12 protein-coding genes are annotated in these 14,157 nt (G+C 61.4%); 9 read left to right on the top strand and 3 right to left on the bottom strand.

The window, feature by feature from the left end; all coding sequences use genetic code 11:
* The first annotated feature begins 4 nt into the window (after positions 1 to 4).
* From CFter6_RS14215 to CFter6_RS14230, 4 genes are all read left to right on the top strand, one after another.
* Positions 5 to 604, top strand: a complete 600-nt coding sequence (locus CFter6_RS14215) for a short chain dehydrogenase (RefSeq protein ID WP_061540488.1) — start codon at positions 5 to 7, stop codon at positions 602 to 604.
* Positions 605 to 716: 112 nt separating this feature from the next.
* The gene (locus tag CFter6_RS14220) at positions 717 to 1,919 is read left to right on the top strand and encodes a DUF2252 domain-containing protein (protein ID WP_061540489.1); all 1,203 of its coding nucleotides are present in this window, start codon (positions 717 to 719) and stop codon (positions 1,917 to 1,919) included.
* A 183-nt stretch (positions 1,920 to 2,102) separates the two neighbouring features.
* On the top strand, positions 2,103 to 3,380 hold the full coding sequence (locus CFter6_RS14225; RefSeq protein WP_061540490.1) for a D-amino acid dehydrogenase: 1,278 nt from the start codon (positions 2,103 to 2,105) through the stop codon (positions 3,378 to 3,380).
* An 86-nt stretch (positions 3,381 to 3,466) separates the two neighbouring features.
* Complete coding sequence (locus CFter6_RS14230; RefSeq protein ID WP_061540491.1) at positions 3,467 to 4,972, top strand: bifunctional ADP-dependent NAD(P)H-hydrate dehydratase/NAD(P)H-hydrate epimerase; 1,506 nt, start codon at positions 3,467 to 3,469, stop codon at positions 4,970 to 4,972.
* Between the two features lie 34 nt (positions 4,973 to 5,006).
* Here the strand turns inward: CFter6_RS14230 and CFter6_RS14235 are convergent, their stop codons facing one another.
* Entirely contained in the window at positions 5,007 to 5,567 is a 561-nt protein-coding gene (locus CFter6_RS14235; RefSeq protein WP_236904676.1) for an NnrU family protein, read from the bottom strand.
* A 154-nt stretch (positions 5,568 to 5,721) separates the two neighbouring features.
* A complete protein-coding gene (locus CFter6_RS14240; protein WP_061540493.1) occupies positions 5,722 to 7,779 on the bottom strand; it encodes a S46 family peptidase in 2,058 nt (685 codons plus the stop codon).
* 47 nt (positions 7,780 to 7,826) lie between these two features.
* On the opposite strand from CFter6_RS14240, the gene CFter6_RS14245 reads away from it, so the two are divergent.
* From CFter6_RS14245 to CFter6_RS14270, 5 genes are all read left to right on the top strand, one after another.
* Positions 7,827 to 8,222, top strand: coding sequence for a hypothetical protein (locus CFter6_RS14245; RefSeq protein ID WP_150118771.1), 396 nt, complete (start codon positions 7,827 to 7,829; stop codon positions 8,220 to 8,222).
* A 170-nt stretch (positions 8,223 to 8,392) separates the two neighbouring features.
* Positions 8,393 to 8,884: a spore coat protein U domain-containing protein gene (locus tag CFter6_RS25140; protein WP_236904274.1), complete on the top strand. Its 492-nt coding sequence runs from the start codon at positions 8,393 to 8,395 to the stop codon at positions 8,882 to 8,884.
* 62 nt (positions 8,885 to 8,946) lie between these two features.
* Positions 8,947 to 9,642, top strand: a complete 696-nt coding sequence (locus CFter6_RS14260) for a fimbrial biogenesis chaperone (protein WP_061540497.1) — start codon at positions 8,947 to 8,949, stop codon at positions 9,640 to 9,642.
* A gap of 46 nt (positions 9,643 to 9,688) precedes the next feature.
* Positions 9,689 to 11,929 (top strand): fimbria/pilus outer membrane usher protein, encoded by a 2,241-nt coding sequence (locus CFter6_RS14265; RefSeq protein ID WP_167351396.1) that lies wholly within the window; start codon positions 9,689 to 9,691, stop codon positions 11,927 to 11,929.
* Positions 11,926 to 12,396, top strand: coding sequence for a spore coat protein U domain-containing protein (locus CFter6_RS14270; protein WP_061540499.1), 471 nt, complete (start codon positions 11,926 to 11,928; stop codon positions 12,394 to 12,396). Before CFter6_RS14265 ends, CFter6_RS14270 begins: the two co-directional genes overlap by 4 nt.
* Positions 12,397 to 12,475: 79 nt before the next feature.
* On the opposite strand, the gene aceB is transcribed toward CFter6_RS14270, so the two are convergent.
* Complete coding sequence (gene aceB, locus CFter6_RS14275) at positions 12,476 to 14,062, bottom strand: malate synthase A (RefSeq protein WP_061540500.1); 1,587 nt, start codon at positions 14,060 to 14,062, stop codon at positions 12,476 to 12,478.
* Positions 14,063 to 14,157: the final 95 nt, after the last annotated feature.

Here is a 14,157-nt window from a genome sequence, read left to right on the forward strand (position 1 = left end):
CACCATGAAAATCGCAGTTATCGGCGCTACAGGCACTATCGGCAAGGCAGTCGTCAAACAATTGGCCGGCCGCCATGAAATCATCCAGGTCGGCAACAGCAGCGGCCAGTACCAGGTCGACATCACCGACATCCGCAGCGTCGAAGGCCTGTTTGCAAAAATCGGCAAGATCGACGCGATCGTCTCGACCGCCGGCAAGCTGCACTTCGGCCCGCTGCAGGAATTGACGCCGGAGAAATTCGAAATCGGCTTGCGCGACAAGCTGATGGGCCAGATCAACCTGGCGCTGGTGGCCCAGCATCACCTGAACGATGGCGGCTCGATCACGCTCACCAGCGGCATCCTCAGCGACGAACCTATCCTGCAAGGCGTCAACGCCAGCACCGTCAATGCGGCGCTGGACGGCTTTGTGCGCGCCGCCGCGATCGAACTCAAGCGCGGCATCCGCATCAATGTCGTCAATCCGACCGTGCTGGAAGAGTCGCTGGAGGTCTACGGCCCGTTCTTCTACGGTTTCGAGGCAGCACCCGCGAGCCGCGTCGCCCAGGCTTACAGCCGCAGCGTCGAAGGCGCACAGACCGGGCGTGTGTACCGGGTCTGGTAAACAAGGGCAGCCCCTGAGGAAGCCGCATCATCGTTGTCAGCATTTTGTCAAGATGATGCAGTAAGATTGGCACAGCTCCGAAGCAACCGATCCCATCCTCAAGAGGCGTGCCATGGTGAATGTAGTAAAGCGCATCCAGGAATACAATGCAGGCCGCGATCCGCAGCGGCTGCAGTTGAAATACAAGAATATCCGCAACGATCCCTTCACCTTCCTGCGCGGGACCTGCCACCTGTTCTATGAGCGCCTGCCGCAAAGCGGCGTGATGCGTTCTGCGCCGCTGGCCTGGATCTGCGGCGACCTGCACCTGGAAAATTTCGGCAGCTACAAGGGCGATAACCGCCTGGCTTATTTCGACCTCAACGATTTCGACGAGGCCGCGCTGGCGCCGGTCAGCTGGGAACTGGTGCGGCTGCTGACCAGCGTACTGATTGCGGCCGACGCTGCACCCGACGGACCCGCCGATAGCCGGCTCTTGTGCCGCAGCTTCATCGACGCCTACGGCGCCGCCTTGACGCTGGGTAAACCGCGCTGGGTCGAGCGCGATACTGCGCAAGGCATGGTCGGCGACTTGCTGAACAGCTTGCGCGGCCGGCAGCGCGCCGATTACCTGAATGCCCGCACGGTACGCAAAGGCAAGCTGCGCGTGCTGAACGCAGATGGCAAGAAAGCGCTGCCGGCTTCCGACAAGCAGCGCGCGAAAGTCACTGCATTCATGAAACGCTTCGCCGCCGAACAAGCTAATCCGGATTTCTACAAGGTGCTGGATGTGGCGCGCCGCATCGCCGGCACCGGCAGCCTGGGCGTCGACCGCTACACCATCCTGGTGCAGGGCAAGGGTTCGCCGGATGGCAATTACCTGCTTGACTTGAAGCAGACCTTGCCGTCGTCATTGGCGCCTTTTTTGAAGGTGCCCCAGCCCAAATGGTTGAACCAGGCGCAGCGCGTGGTGTCGCTGCAGCGGCGCTGCCAGGCGGTGTCGATGGCATTCCTGCAGCCGGTCATGCTGGGCAAGACCGCTTATGTGCTGCGCGGGCTGCAACCCAGCGAAGACCGGGTCGCGCTCAAGCAGCCGCGCCATACCCTGGCTGAAATCCAGCAAGTCATGACGGTCATGGGCAATATCGTCGCCTGGGCGCAATTGCGCAGCGCCGGCCGCCAGGGATCGGCGATTGCCGATGAACTGATCGCCTTCGGAGAAAGCAAGAAATGGAAAAAGCAATTGCTGGATGCGGCCCAGGATTGCGCGGCGCAAGTGCGCAAGGATTGGCAGACCTACAGCAAGGCATATGACGTCGGCGCATTTAAGTTGTAGCCGCCTTGGGCAGGCCCAGGCTCAAGTGCACATTCGCGCAGACACGAGGCGCGCATGCATGGCTCCGGCCTGCCTTGACTAAACCGCCGAGGACGAGGTAATTGTGCGTTCTGCTGTCCTCTTATCAAGTAATTCAAGGTATCATTCTGATCGCCTGCAACGCGTCGTGCCGCGCAGAACCCCTTGAGAACAATAGTGATACAGCAGCAGACACAGAAACAAATCGTGGTTATCGGCGGCGGCGTGATGGGAGTCTGCAGCGCTTATTTTCTGGCCGAAGCCGGGCATCAGGTTGCCGTAGTCGAACAACGCAGCAACGTCGCAGAGCAGTCTACGCTCGGCAATTCCGGCATCTTGTCGGCCGGCGCGGCGCTGCCGTGGGCCGTACCCGGCATGCGCCGCAAGATCCTGGCCGGCATGTTCAACCAGGAAGCGCCGAACGTGCTCAACGCGCGTTTCAATCCCGCGCTGTGGCGCTGGATGCGGCGCTGGATCGCCGAATCCGAGATCCAGCGGTTTCGCTCCCATACCCACCAGATGCAAAGGCTGGCCTCTTACAGCCAGGACCTGCTGGAGCGGATACAACAGCATTTCCAGCTCGACTTTGAACAGAGCCCCGGCTTGCTGCGCCTGTTTCGCAGCGAAGCGGAACTGGCGGCGCTGACTCCTACCCGTGAATTGCTGACCGAATGCGGCGTCGCGCACCAGCTGCTCGACGAGGCTGGCGCGCGGCTGCAGGAACCGGCCTTGGCCGGCGCCGGCAAACTGGCCGGCGGCTTGTATTTCCCCGACCTCGGTTCCGGCAATTGCACCCTGTTCACCAAACAGCTGAAAGCCATCCTGCAGGGACTGGGGGTGCAGTTTCATTTCGACAGCAAGGTCTCCGCCATCGTGCCGCAAGGTGCGCAAGTCGCCTTGCATATAGACGGCAACGTGCTGCTGGCCGACGCCGTGGTGTGCGCTACCGGCAGCGCCAGCGCCCAGCTGCTGAAACCGCTCGGCCTGCGCTTGCCGCTGCACGCGATCAAGACCTATACCGCCACCGCCGCCGTAAAAAATTACGAAGTCGCGCCGCAGACGGCGCTGCTGGATGGCAGTTACCAGGTCACCATGGCGCGTATCGGCGACCGCATCCGCCTGGCGGGAATTGCCGAGTTCGGCGCCCAGGACATGACGCTCGACGACAAGGCCATGCGTACGCTGCTGAAAGTGGCGCACGACTGGTTTCCCGACGCCGCCAATTTCAATAGCGCCAGTTTCTGGTGCGGCCACACGCCGATGCTGGCCGACGAAGTGCCGCTAGTCGGCCATACCGGCGCCAGCAACGTGTTTGTCAATATCGGCCACGGCGGTTCGGGCTGGAGCATGGCGCTGGGCGCCGCCAAAGTGCTGGCCGACCAAGTCTGCGGGCGGCTGCCCGAGATTGACCTGGACGGTTTGACAGTGGCGCGCTATCGCTGACACAGAAGTACACCGAGGCCGGCGTTTCTTTTGCGATATGCTGGAAGCTTCCGGGAGCCGTGGCTCCCGCTAACGGACAACACACCATGAGCGTGATCTATCCCGTTGCCGAAATCCGCAACATCGAACAGGCAGCCTTGCGCGCGCTGCCGCCTTACAGCCTGATGCAGCGCGCCGGCCAGGCGGCGGCGCAAGCTGCTTTACGCATACTCCCCGGCCCGCCCCACACCTCTGCCATCCTGGTGCTGGCAGGCCCCGGCAACAACGGCGGCGACGCCCTCGAAGCCGGCGCCGGCCTGGCCGAGGCCGGCGCCGAAGTGGTGGTGCTGCTCAAGGCCGTTCCCTCGCAACTGCCGGCTGACGCGGCCGTGGCGCTGGCCCGCGCCCAGCGCCACGGCGTGCACCTGATGCCGCCCGAGCAGTTTGCCGAGATCGACAGCAGCCAATGGTCCCTGGTGATAGACGGCTTGTTCGGCATCGGCCTGAGCCGGCCGCTGGACGGCGACTGGCGCAGCCTGGTGCAAGCCGTCAATGCGATGGCCTGCCCGGTGCTGGCGCTGGACCTGCCGAGCGGACTGAACGCCGACACCGGCACCGTAGTGGGCGGCGCTGCCGGCATTGCAGTCAAGGCCAGCCATACCATCACCTTCATCGCCGACAAGGCCGGCCTGCATACCGGCGACGGTCCCGATTACGCCGGCAAAGTTGAAGTCGCGACACTAGCCATCGCCGACAGCCATTTCCCCGCGCCGCACATGTGGCTAAGCCAGCCAGGACTGTTTAGCGAATACCTGCGGCCGCGCCGCCGCAATTCGCACAAAGGCAGTTTCGGCGACGTCGCCGTGATAGGCGGCGCTGCGGGAATGGCCGGGGCGCCGATCCTGGCGGCGCGCGCCGCCGCCAAGTGCGGCGCCGGACGGGTGTTTGTCGGTTTTCCGGAGAATCCGCCGGCCTACGACAGCGCACAGCCGGAACTCATGTGCCGCCACGCCGCCGACCTCGATTTTTCCTCGGCGGTGCTGGTGGTCGGCCCCGGCCTCGGCATGGCCGACGCCGCGCTGGCCTTGCTGACGCGCGCGCTGGATGCGCTCAGCTGGCTGGTGCTGGACGCCGATGCCCTGAACCTGCTGGCGCGTCAGCCGCAACTGCAAGCGCGAGCGGCGCAGCGCCAGCATGCCGTACTGATGACGCCGCATCCCCTGGAAGCCGCCCGCCTGCTAGGCGTCAGCACCAGCGATATCCAGGCCGACCGTGTCGCCGCCGCCCGCACCATGGCGCGCCGTTTCAATGCGGTAGTCGTGCTGAAAGGCGCCGGCACCATCATCGCCCGCGCCGATGGCTCAACGGTGGTCAATTCAACCGGCAACCCTGCCCTCGCCACCGCCGGCAGCGGCGACGTCTTGTCGGGCATTTGCGGCGCTTTGCTGGCGCAGGGCTGGCCGCAGTGGGAAGCGGCGCTGGCAGCGGCATGGCTGCACGGCCGCGCAGCCGACCAGCTGGTAGCGCAAGGGATCGGCCCGGTCGGCCTGACTGCCAGCGAACTGATCCCGGAAGTCAGGCTGGTGCTGAACCAGCTGCTGCAGGAACGTTGACAGGTCGGGCCGCGCACGCGTACCTGACTCGATGTCATGCGCCCCAGGGCACCACCGCCACCCCCATCAGCTGGCGATGGAATGTCATCACCAGCAAAGCCAGCAGCAGGCCCGAGACACACGCAATCACATCGAACTTCACAGCCGGGACAAATGGCTTGTAGCTCTTGCGCTGAATCACGGAAAACAAGTCGATCACGGCGAAAGCCAGGAAAGCGGCAAACAGCAGCGTCGCCTTGGCATGTCCGTTCGCCAGCAAATGCACCAGCGCCCAGATCGCCAGCCCCAGCAGCATCGGGTGTTTTACCCAGGCCCGGATATGGCTTTTCATATTGGCGGCGGCAAACAGGATGAAGCTGAGCACCATCGCCAGCGGCGCGGCATGGATGGCGCCCACCGAGGACGGGAACAAGCTGGCTCCGTGCGGCGCCCTGGCGTAGCCGGCCACGATCAGGATCAGCCCCAGCGCCGCCAGCAAGGCGAACAGCCCTTTGTACCGGTTTTCACCGAAGACGCGGACCAGCTGCGCTTTCAGGGGCGGTACAACGGGTATCAGATGGAGGCCGATAAAGAGCAGCAGCCCCAGGCTAAGCATTTCCAAAATCATTCTCCTTCCATGACAATCACTCGGCCGAAATCGCTGCCGGACAGATGCAATGAAAAATCCCTCCTGGCGGTAGCGCCAGGAGGGATTCATTATAGATACAAATTCACTGTCCCTGGCGCAGTTGCGCCAGGCCAGCGTGGTTTCAATGCGCCTGGATTTCCTTGACCAGGTCAGTGCCGCCATAGACCTTGCCCAGCGTTTCCAGGATAGCGCCGCTATGTACGGCGATCGAGCGGTTGTCACGCGGATCGAACCAGAATGCGCCGCCCAGCGAGTGGATGTTGCCATCGAAAATCAGGCCGACGATTTCACCGTTGCGATTGATCATCGGGCTGCCGGAATTACCGCCGATGATGTCGTTGGTGGTGGCAAGATTATAGCGCTGCGCCAGGTTCAGCTTGCTCTTGGCAGCGTGCCAGGAAGCAGGCAAGGCGAACGGATCGGCACCGGTGTCACGCTCGAAGGCGCCGCCGATCGTGGTGAACGGCGGGATCTTCTTGTCGCCTTCCTGCCATCCCTTGACTTCGCCATATGACAGGCGCAGGGTGAACGTAGCGTCCGGATAAGCGCTGGTGCCTTGCTGGGCAAAACGCGCCTGTGCGATCAGCTCGGAATTCTTCTGCTGCACGGAATCCACTTCTTTCTCGTAGCGTGCGCGGATGGCGCGCGCAGCCGGATCAAGCGCCAGTTCCTGTTTGATGAACGGATCGTCGGATTTCAGGATCGCTTCCTTGCCGCCCTGCCACAGCGCCTTGCGCACCGCCGGATCGCCCAGCTTGGTGTGATCGATCAAGGCCGCGCTGAGCTGGTCAGGCGACTGCTTGCCGAGCACCTGCTTGACAAATGGATCATCGGTGCCAAGCATCTCGCGCAGCTTGGTGAGTGAAAGCGACAGCATCACTTTTTCGTATTCCGGATATACCGGTGCGGTGGAAAACAACTCTTGTTCCAGTTCCGGCAGCTTGGCGTCGGCATATTCCGGCAAGCGTTCGCCGTTCGGCTTGGCGCGCTCTTCCGCACCGCGCACCAGGGCCCGTGCATAGCTGGAATACTTGCTGGAGAAACCGCGGCCGCCTTCGATCAGGCCGTAAGGCGCTTCGATCTGGCGATACGCTTGCTGCGCCGCCGCTATGGCGTCCCAGGCGCCGCCGACCTTGGCTTGCAGCGCCGGCTGCTTGGCCACGAACTGGCGCAAGGCAGTTTCCTCATCCTGCTTCTGTTTCATCAGCGCAGGATCCTGCAAGGCGCTCAGGCGTCCGCGAAACGCCTTGTAGGCATTCTCCACGCCGAACAAGGCGTGCTCGGCGTTACGCGCCGCTTCCGGACTGTTCTTGCTGTATTGCTCCAGCACGCCGCGCATTTCCGCCAGCCGGATCAGGTTGTTGACCAGCGTCAGGTCGCGCAAGGTAGTCAGCTGCGACACGGTCAGCTGGCGTTGCGTCGAACCCGGCTGGCCGGTCACGAATACCATTTCGCCCTCTTGCGCTCCGCTTTTGCTGAACGGGAAATAGTTTTCGATCTTGGCCGGCTTGCCGCCTTCATATGCGCGCAGCAAGGTAATGTCGAGGTCGTAGCGCGGGAAGTTGAAATTGTCCGGATCGCCGCCAAAGAAAGCCGCGGCTTTTTCCGGCGCCCACACCAGGCGCGTGTCCTGGAAGCGATGATATTTGTAAACCTGGTACTGGCCGCCGTGATACAGGTCGACGACGTCGCAGCGCACGGTTTCCTTGTCGTTGCCGACGCAGGCTGAAGTCAGCTTGGCCTTGACAGCGTTCTGCGCATTCTTGAATGCCGCACCGTCCAGGCCCGCGGTCGCATTCTTGACTTCGGTAGTGACGTCAGTGATCTGCTCCAGCCGGTTCAATTCGATTTCCGGACAGCTCAGTTCCTGTTCGCGGCCCTTGGCCAAATAGCCGTCCGTGATCAGGTTCTTTTTTGCGGTCGACAATTGGTCCAGGCACTCGGACGCGCAATGGTGATTGGTCATCACCAGCCCGTCTTTCGAAACAAACGATGCTGAGCAGCCGCCGGCAATCCGCGCCGAGCCCAGCATGGTGCGCTTGATCCAGCCTTCGCTCGGGGTGAACCCGTATTCGGCCTGCATCTTCGCCTTCGGCAAATTGTCCAAGGTCCACATCCCCTCCGCCGCCAGCGCCATGCCCGGCACCAGCAGTGCTGCAAAAAGCCAATGAATTCGCATCGTCTTCCCTATCAATAATAAATTTTTAGGAGTGAAACATTACCACATTGAAATGCGATGCGTCATCATCGGCCTGCGCTGCGCTATTGCAAGTGCTGCAGCAAGGACGGGCCGAACACTTCCTGCCGGATCTGATGCACGGCCACGCCGCGCGCCAGCAGGGTTTCGCGCTAAAACTGCATGCGCGCAATGACATCGGAGGTGGGTGGTGCGCCAAGCTCTGCCCGGCTGTGCCGGTTCATGCCGGCATAAAATTCCCGCTGGCCGAAATTGGTGAATTTGGTGAATGCATTTTCTGCTGGAGGCGGGCTGCGGATGCAACCATCTCATTATTAATGTATTTAAAAGACAACAATAAAATCCCGTCAAAAAATACATTTGTTGACAGCAATCTCAAGACACACAAGACCTCTACTTTTTTACAAAAAAACAAAATGTCTTGACGTGCCTTCCCTATGACGCCAATATGAACAAAAGAAAATATTTCCACAAGGAAAATATAATAGAGAGGATGCCGATCATTAACAAATGTCCAAGCGATCGCTTGGGTTTCCACAATACAAAAATGTCAATCGGGAGATTTGTCATGAAAAGGTTTGTTTGGAACAGCATTTTGCTTATCGCATCAGCAACAGTCTGTGGCGGCGCGGCGGCGGCCACCGCTACCGCCACCATGACCAACACGGTCACCATTTCCAATAATTGCAGTATTTCCACCCTTGGCTTCACGACGACCTACGATCCTATCGTCACCAATGCCACCACCAACCAGGACATCACCGCCAGCGTCACCACCACCTGCACCATCGGTGCTTCGCCGGTGATTACGCTGGGACAGGGAGCCAACGCCAATACCGGTTCGACCGATGCCGTGCCGCTGCGGCGCCTGAGCAGCGGCGGCGGCACTCCGGCCTTCCTCAACTATGGCCTGTTCTCCGACTCCGGCCGCACCGTCACCTGGGGCAATACGGTAGCCACTGCGCCTGTCGCCGTGACCGCCACCGGCAGCGCCACGCCAACCACGATTTATGCGCGGGTGCCATCCGGCCAGTCCGTCAAGGCAGCGACTTATATAGATACCGTAGTCGCTACCGTCACTTTTTAAGGCGGCCGACGATGCTCAAGCTGAAGCAATGGCCTGCTCTTTCTCTTGCTTTTGTCTTGTGCATGGTTTTTGCACAAGATGCAGACGCAGCCTCATTCAACGTCAATCCGATAGGTTTCGACCTGAGTGCTGAGCGCGCTTCCGGCGTGCTGCAGGTCAGGAACACCGGCGACGAACCGGTGCGCATACAGGTCGGCGCGGTCGACTGGAGCACCGATGGCCGCCAGGAAGTGCTGACGGATACCGACGCCCTGCTGCTGAATCCGCCGATCTTCTCGATAGAGCCGGGACAAACCCAGTTCCTGCGCTTCGGCGTGCGCCATCCGATGACGTCCACCACTGAAAAAAGCTACCGCCTGCTGATCGACGAAGTGCCGCCCAGCGGGCCGCAGGCGCCAGGCTTGAAGACCCTGCTGCGAATCAGCATCCCGGTCTTCATCGTGCCCAAGAACAAGCAGGAAAAGATTTCCTGGCAACTGAAGCGGGAAAGCGGCGGCCTGGTGCTGGTGGCAGCCAACGACGGCAACGTCCATAGCAAGATCATCCATATCCAGCTGAACAATACGCTGAGCAACGGCGACAGCGGAGACGGCCTGCAGATCAGCACGCCTGCCTACGTATTGCCTGGACAGCACAAGCAATGGTCCCTGGCGAATGGGAAGATCCGTGCCGGCGCGGTCCGGCTGCAAATTCAGACAGACAAGGGCGAGATTGAAGAACATCTCATGCTGGAGGCTGACCAAGTATCTAGCCGCTAGCCTGATCGCGTGTCACATCCCGGCTCTGGCAGCAGCTGACAAGTCAGTGACAGAACAGGAAATCATATTGGCGGTGACCGTCAACGACAGGAAATTGACGGATGCAGCGCTGATTGTGCGCACTGCAGCCGACGGCATTATCGTGCCGGCGCAGTTGTTAAACGAGGCGCGCTTGCGCTTGCCGGATGTCGCTGCCGTCAGCAGCCACCAGCAAAATTATTATCCGCTGGCGGCGCTACCTGGCGTGCGCGCCGAAATCGAGGCCAGCACGCAGACATTGAATATCCATGCGCCTCCAAGCGCTTTCACCGATTCGGCATTCAACCTTGGCTTGCATCAGCCTTTGCTGCTGCAAGCCGCGGAAACCGGCGCTTTCCTGAATTACGACATTAATTACGCCAAGGGCCAAGGCCAGGACCAGACCAATCTCTCCGGCCTGGCGGAACTGGGCGTGTTCAGCGGCGGCGGCATCTACACCAGCCGCTTCGTCGGCCAGGACCTGACCGGCCAGCGTTCGCTGTTCCGGCTCGACAGCCAGTACACGCGGGATTTTCCGCTACAGCAGGCGACCCTGGTGGTCGGCGACAGCATTACCGGCGGCAGCGCCCTGTCGCGCCAGGTATATTTCGGAGGCCTCCAGTGGCGCACCAAATTCTCGACCATCCCAGGCTACCAGGCGATCCCGCTGCCGGCGTTCAGCGGCACCGCGGCGGCGCCCTCCGTAGTCGACATCTACGTGGATAATATCCTGCGCCTCAAGCAGCCGGTCGATACCGGCCCGTTCACCATCAACAACCTGCCGGTGTATGCCGGCCAGGGCAATGTGCAGATGGTGGTGCACGATGTGCTCGGGCGCCAGCAGGTCTATACCCAGGGCTACATCACCAGCGCCCAGCTGCTGCGCCAAGGCAGCAAGGATGTCTCTTACGAAGTCGGCGCGCTGCGCGACAATTTCGGCAGCAAGGACAGCGACTACGGCCGGGTGTTCAGCTCCGGCACCGTACGTTACGGCGTCAGCAACAGCAGCACCGTCGAAGGCCATGGCGAAATCATGCGCGGCCGCGAGTCGCTGGCAGTCGGCGCGGCCGTCGCCGTCAGCGATATCGGCTTGCTGAGCGGCGGCCTGGCTGCCAGCAATTCGGAACGCGGCAACGACACCCAGCAATACCTGCAGTTCGACCGCCAGGGCAGCGTATATGCCTTGACCCTGCGCGCCCAGACTGCCGGCCCGCGCTTCTGGCAGCTGGGCCTGGCCGACGACATCCTGGCGCCGGCCCAGCAGATCCAGGCGCAGGCCAACGTCTCGCTGGGGGAGCGCACCAATGCGGCGATCGGCTACCTGAGCCAGGTCAACCGCGGCCAGGAAAACGTGCGCGCAATCAACGCCGGCCTGAATTTCAACTTGCGCCAGAACGGCAGCATCAGCATCGGCTTGCTGAAATCGCTGACACAGGATCGCCAGCTGTCCGCCAATCTGGTCTGGGTCATGCCGCTGGAGCATCAGAGTTTCCTGCAAGTGGTGGCCAGCGGCCAGCAAGGCAGCAAATACTTCAGCACCGAATACCAGCAAACCGCGCCGCAGGAAGGCGGCTGGGGCTACCGCGCACGCAAGGCCTTGTTTGACAACGGCGGCGAAGACATAGGCGCCAACTACATCGGCACCACCGGCGAATACATGCTCAACGCCAACCGCGTGGACGGGCAAAACAACCTGCAGCTGGAAGCGCGCGGCGGTATCGCCCTGCTCGGCGGCCATGTGCGCGCAACGCGCTGGCTGGACCAGAGTTTCGCCATGGTGGAGGTGCCGGTCGAGCAGCCTATCGATATCTATGCCAACAATATCAAGGTCGGCCAGACTGACAAATACGGTGTCGGCTTCGTGCCGCGCCTGGTTCCCTACGAATCCAACACGGTTGCGCTGGACGACGCCAGGCTGCCGCTGTCGATGACGCTCGACCTGGCACAGAAATCGGTGACGCCCGGCTATCGCACCGGCAGCCTGCTGAAATTCAGCGCGCAGCAGAACCGCAGCGCAACCCTGACCCTGGTCGACCAAAGCAACAAACCGCTGGCCACCGGCACCAGGGTGTATGTCAACCACGACACCACGGCGCAGGAAGTGGCTTTGCGCGGGCAGGTTTTCATACCCGAGATCGACTATCCGGCCGAAGTCGTGGTGCGCGACAACGGCTCCGGCATACGCTGCCGCTTCGAGATCGCAGCGCCGCCGCAGGCCGCCATCATGCCGGTGCTGGGACCCTATGTTTGCGCTCAGGAGATGAAATGAAACCTGCTCTGAAATGGCTGGCGGCTGCTGCTATCCTGGCGCTGCCGCCAAGCGCGCATGCGCTGCTTGCCACTTGCACGGTTGCCACCACCGGCATCGTGTTTCCCGCCTATGCATCGCCTGGCAGCACCAACTCGGACAGTACCGGCGACATTGCCGTCACCTGCTCCGCATTGGTGCTCGGACTCGGCAGCTATACCATTTCGGTCAGCACCGGAGCCGGCACCTATGCCAACCGCAAGCTGACTTCCGGCGCCAATTTCCTCAACTACAATATGTTCACCGACACGGCGCGGTCGATAGTCTGGGGCGACGGCACCGCAGGCACCCAGACGGTAAGCGACAGCTATGTGATCCTGGTGGCGCCGACCACCCGCCATTACACGTCCTATGGACGGGTGCCGGGGAGCCAGAACAAGCCGGCCGGAACCTATACCGATACAGTCACTGTCACGGTCACTTACTGAATACGCTGGCCGAAAAAAAACCGATCTCCCGATCGGCTTTTTTTCTCAGGCAGCGGCTCGGCGAACCGCGAACCTGGATTTAGATTTCTTCGTACAGCGGCAGTGTCAGGAATTCGGCAAACGAAGCCGAAGTCGACATTTCTTCGAAGATCCTGGCAGCGCGGTCATACGTTGCACCGTCGCCAACCAGCGCCTTGACCTTGACCAGCTCTTGCGGAATCATCGCCACCACCATCTCGGCGGTCACTTTCTTGCCGTCGTCGAGCACGCCCTTGGTCGAACGTATCCATTGCCACACCTGCGCACGGCTGATTTCTGCGGTGGCAGCATCTTCCATCAGGTTGTGGATAGGCACACAGCCGTTGCCGGCCAGCCAGGCGCCCAGGTAATGGATGCCGACGTTGATGTTGTAGCGCAGGCCGGCTTCGGTGATCGGCGCTTCCGGCTTGAAGTCGAGCAAGTCGGCGGCGCTGACGTTGACGTCTTCACGCTGCTTGCTGATCTGGTTCGGCTTGTCGCCCAATACCTTCTTGAACTCGGTCATGGCCAGCTCGACCAGTCCCGGATGGGCTACCCAGCCGCCGTCGTAGCCGTCGGTGGCGTCGCGCGCCTTGTCGACGCGCACGCCGCCCATGGCGATGTCGTTCTTCTCGGGATCGTTCTTGATCGGGATCAGCGCAGCCATGCCGCCGATCGCCGGTGCATTGCGCTTGTGGCAGGTTTTCAGCAGCAGCAAGGCATACGAACGCATGAACGGCGCCGTCATGGTGACCTTGGCGCGGTCAGCCAGGCAGAAGTCCTTGTCCAGCTTGAACTTCTTGATGCAGGAAAAAATGTAATCCCAGCGGCCGGCGTTCAGGCCGGAGCTGTGCTCGCGCAGTTCGTACAGGATCTCATCCATCTCAAAAGCGGCGAGGATGGTTTCGATCAGGACTGTGGCCTTGATCGTGCCTTGCGGCAGGCCGAGTTCATCCTGGGTCATCACGAAGATATCGTTCCACAGCCGCGCTTCCAGGTGCGATTCCAGCTTCGGCAGGTAAAAATACGGGCCGGCGCCGCGCGCCAGCTGTTCCTTGGCGTTGTGGAACATGAACAGGGCAAAATCGAAAATGCCGCCGGAAACGCGCTTGCCGTCGATCAGCACATGTTTTTCATCCAGGTGCCAGCCACGCGGACGGACCACCAGGGTCGCGACCTTGTCGTTGAGTTTGTAGGACTTGCCGTTCTGTTCCAGCGAAATCGTCTTGCGGATGGCGTCGCGCAGGTTGATCTGGCCGGTGATCTGGTTATCCCATACCGGCGAGTTCGAATCCTCGAAGTCGGTCATGTAGCTGTCGGCGCCGGAGTTGAAGGCGTTGATCACCATCTTGCGCTCGACCGGGCCGGTAATTTCGACGCGGCGGCATTCCAGCGCGGTCGGGATCGGCGCGATCTTCCAGTCGCCGCTGCGGATGTGCGCGGTTTCAGGCAGGAAGTCCGGACGCTCGCCGGCATCCAGGCGCTTGGCGCGCTCGACCCGTACTGCCAGCAATTCCTGACGGCGCGTTTCGAATGCGCGGCTCAGCTTGGCGACCAGCGCCAGCGCTTCGGGAGTCAGAATTTCTGCGTATCCGGCGCCGATTGCGCCGTTGATTTCCATACCGGCGGGCAGTGTCAGTTGAGTCATGCTTTACTCCTGTTGGTTCTATGAATTGATTGGTGTCTTGGGCCAGCTTGCCGCACGCACTAGCCATTGTGCAGCGCTACATTCCGTTTTTTACC

Origin of the sequence: Collimonas fungivorans, from assembly GCF_001584145.1 — a bacterium.
Lineage (GTDB): Bacteria > Pseudomonadota > Gammaproteobacteria > Burkholderiales > Burkholderiaceae_D > Collimonas > Collimonas fungivorans.

What these genes read in the sequence shown, in the direction of transcription:
- CFter6_RS14215 (WP_061540488.1), top strand. Translation starts at nt 5, where the DNA reads ATGAAAATCGCAGTTATCGGCGCTACAGGCACTATCGGCAAGGCAGTC.
- CFter6_RS14220 (WP_061540489.1), top strand. Translation starts at nt 717, where the DNA reads ATGGTGAATGTAGTAAAGCGCATCCAGGAATACAATGCAGGCCGCGAT.
- CFter6_RS14230 (WP_061540491.1), top strand. Translation starts at nt 3,467, where the DNA reads ATGAGCGTGATCTATCCCGTTGCCGAAATCCGCAACATCGAACAGGCA.
- CFter6_RS14235 (WP_236904676.1), bottom strand. Translation starts at nt 5,567, where the DNA reads ATGCTTAGCCTGGGGCTGCTGCTCTTTATCGGCCTCCATCTGATACCC.
- CFter6_RS14240 (WP_061540493.1), bottom strand. Translation starts at nt 7,779, where the DNA reads ATGCGAATTCATTGGCTTTTTGCAGCACTGCTGGTGCCGGGCATGGCG.
- CFter6_RS14260 (WP_061540497.1), top strand. Translation starts at nt 8,947, where the DNA reads ATGGTTTTTGCACAAGATGCAGACGCAGCCTCATTCAACGTCAATCCG.
- CFter6_RS14270 (WP_061540499.1), top strand. Translation starts at nt 11,926, where the DNA reads ATGAAACCTGCTCTGAAATGGCTGGCGGCTGCTGCTATCCTGGCGCTG.
- aceB (WP_061540500.1), bottom strand. Translation starts at nt 14,062, where the DNA reads ATGACTCAACTGACACTGCCCGCCGGTATGGAAATCAACGGCGCAATC.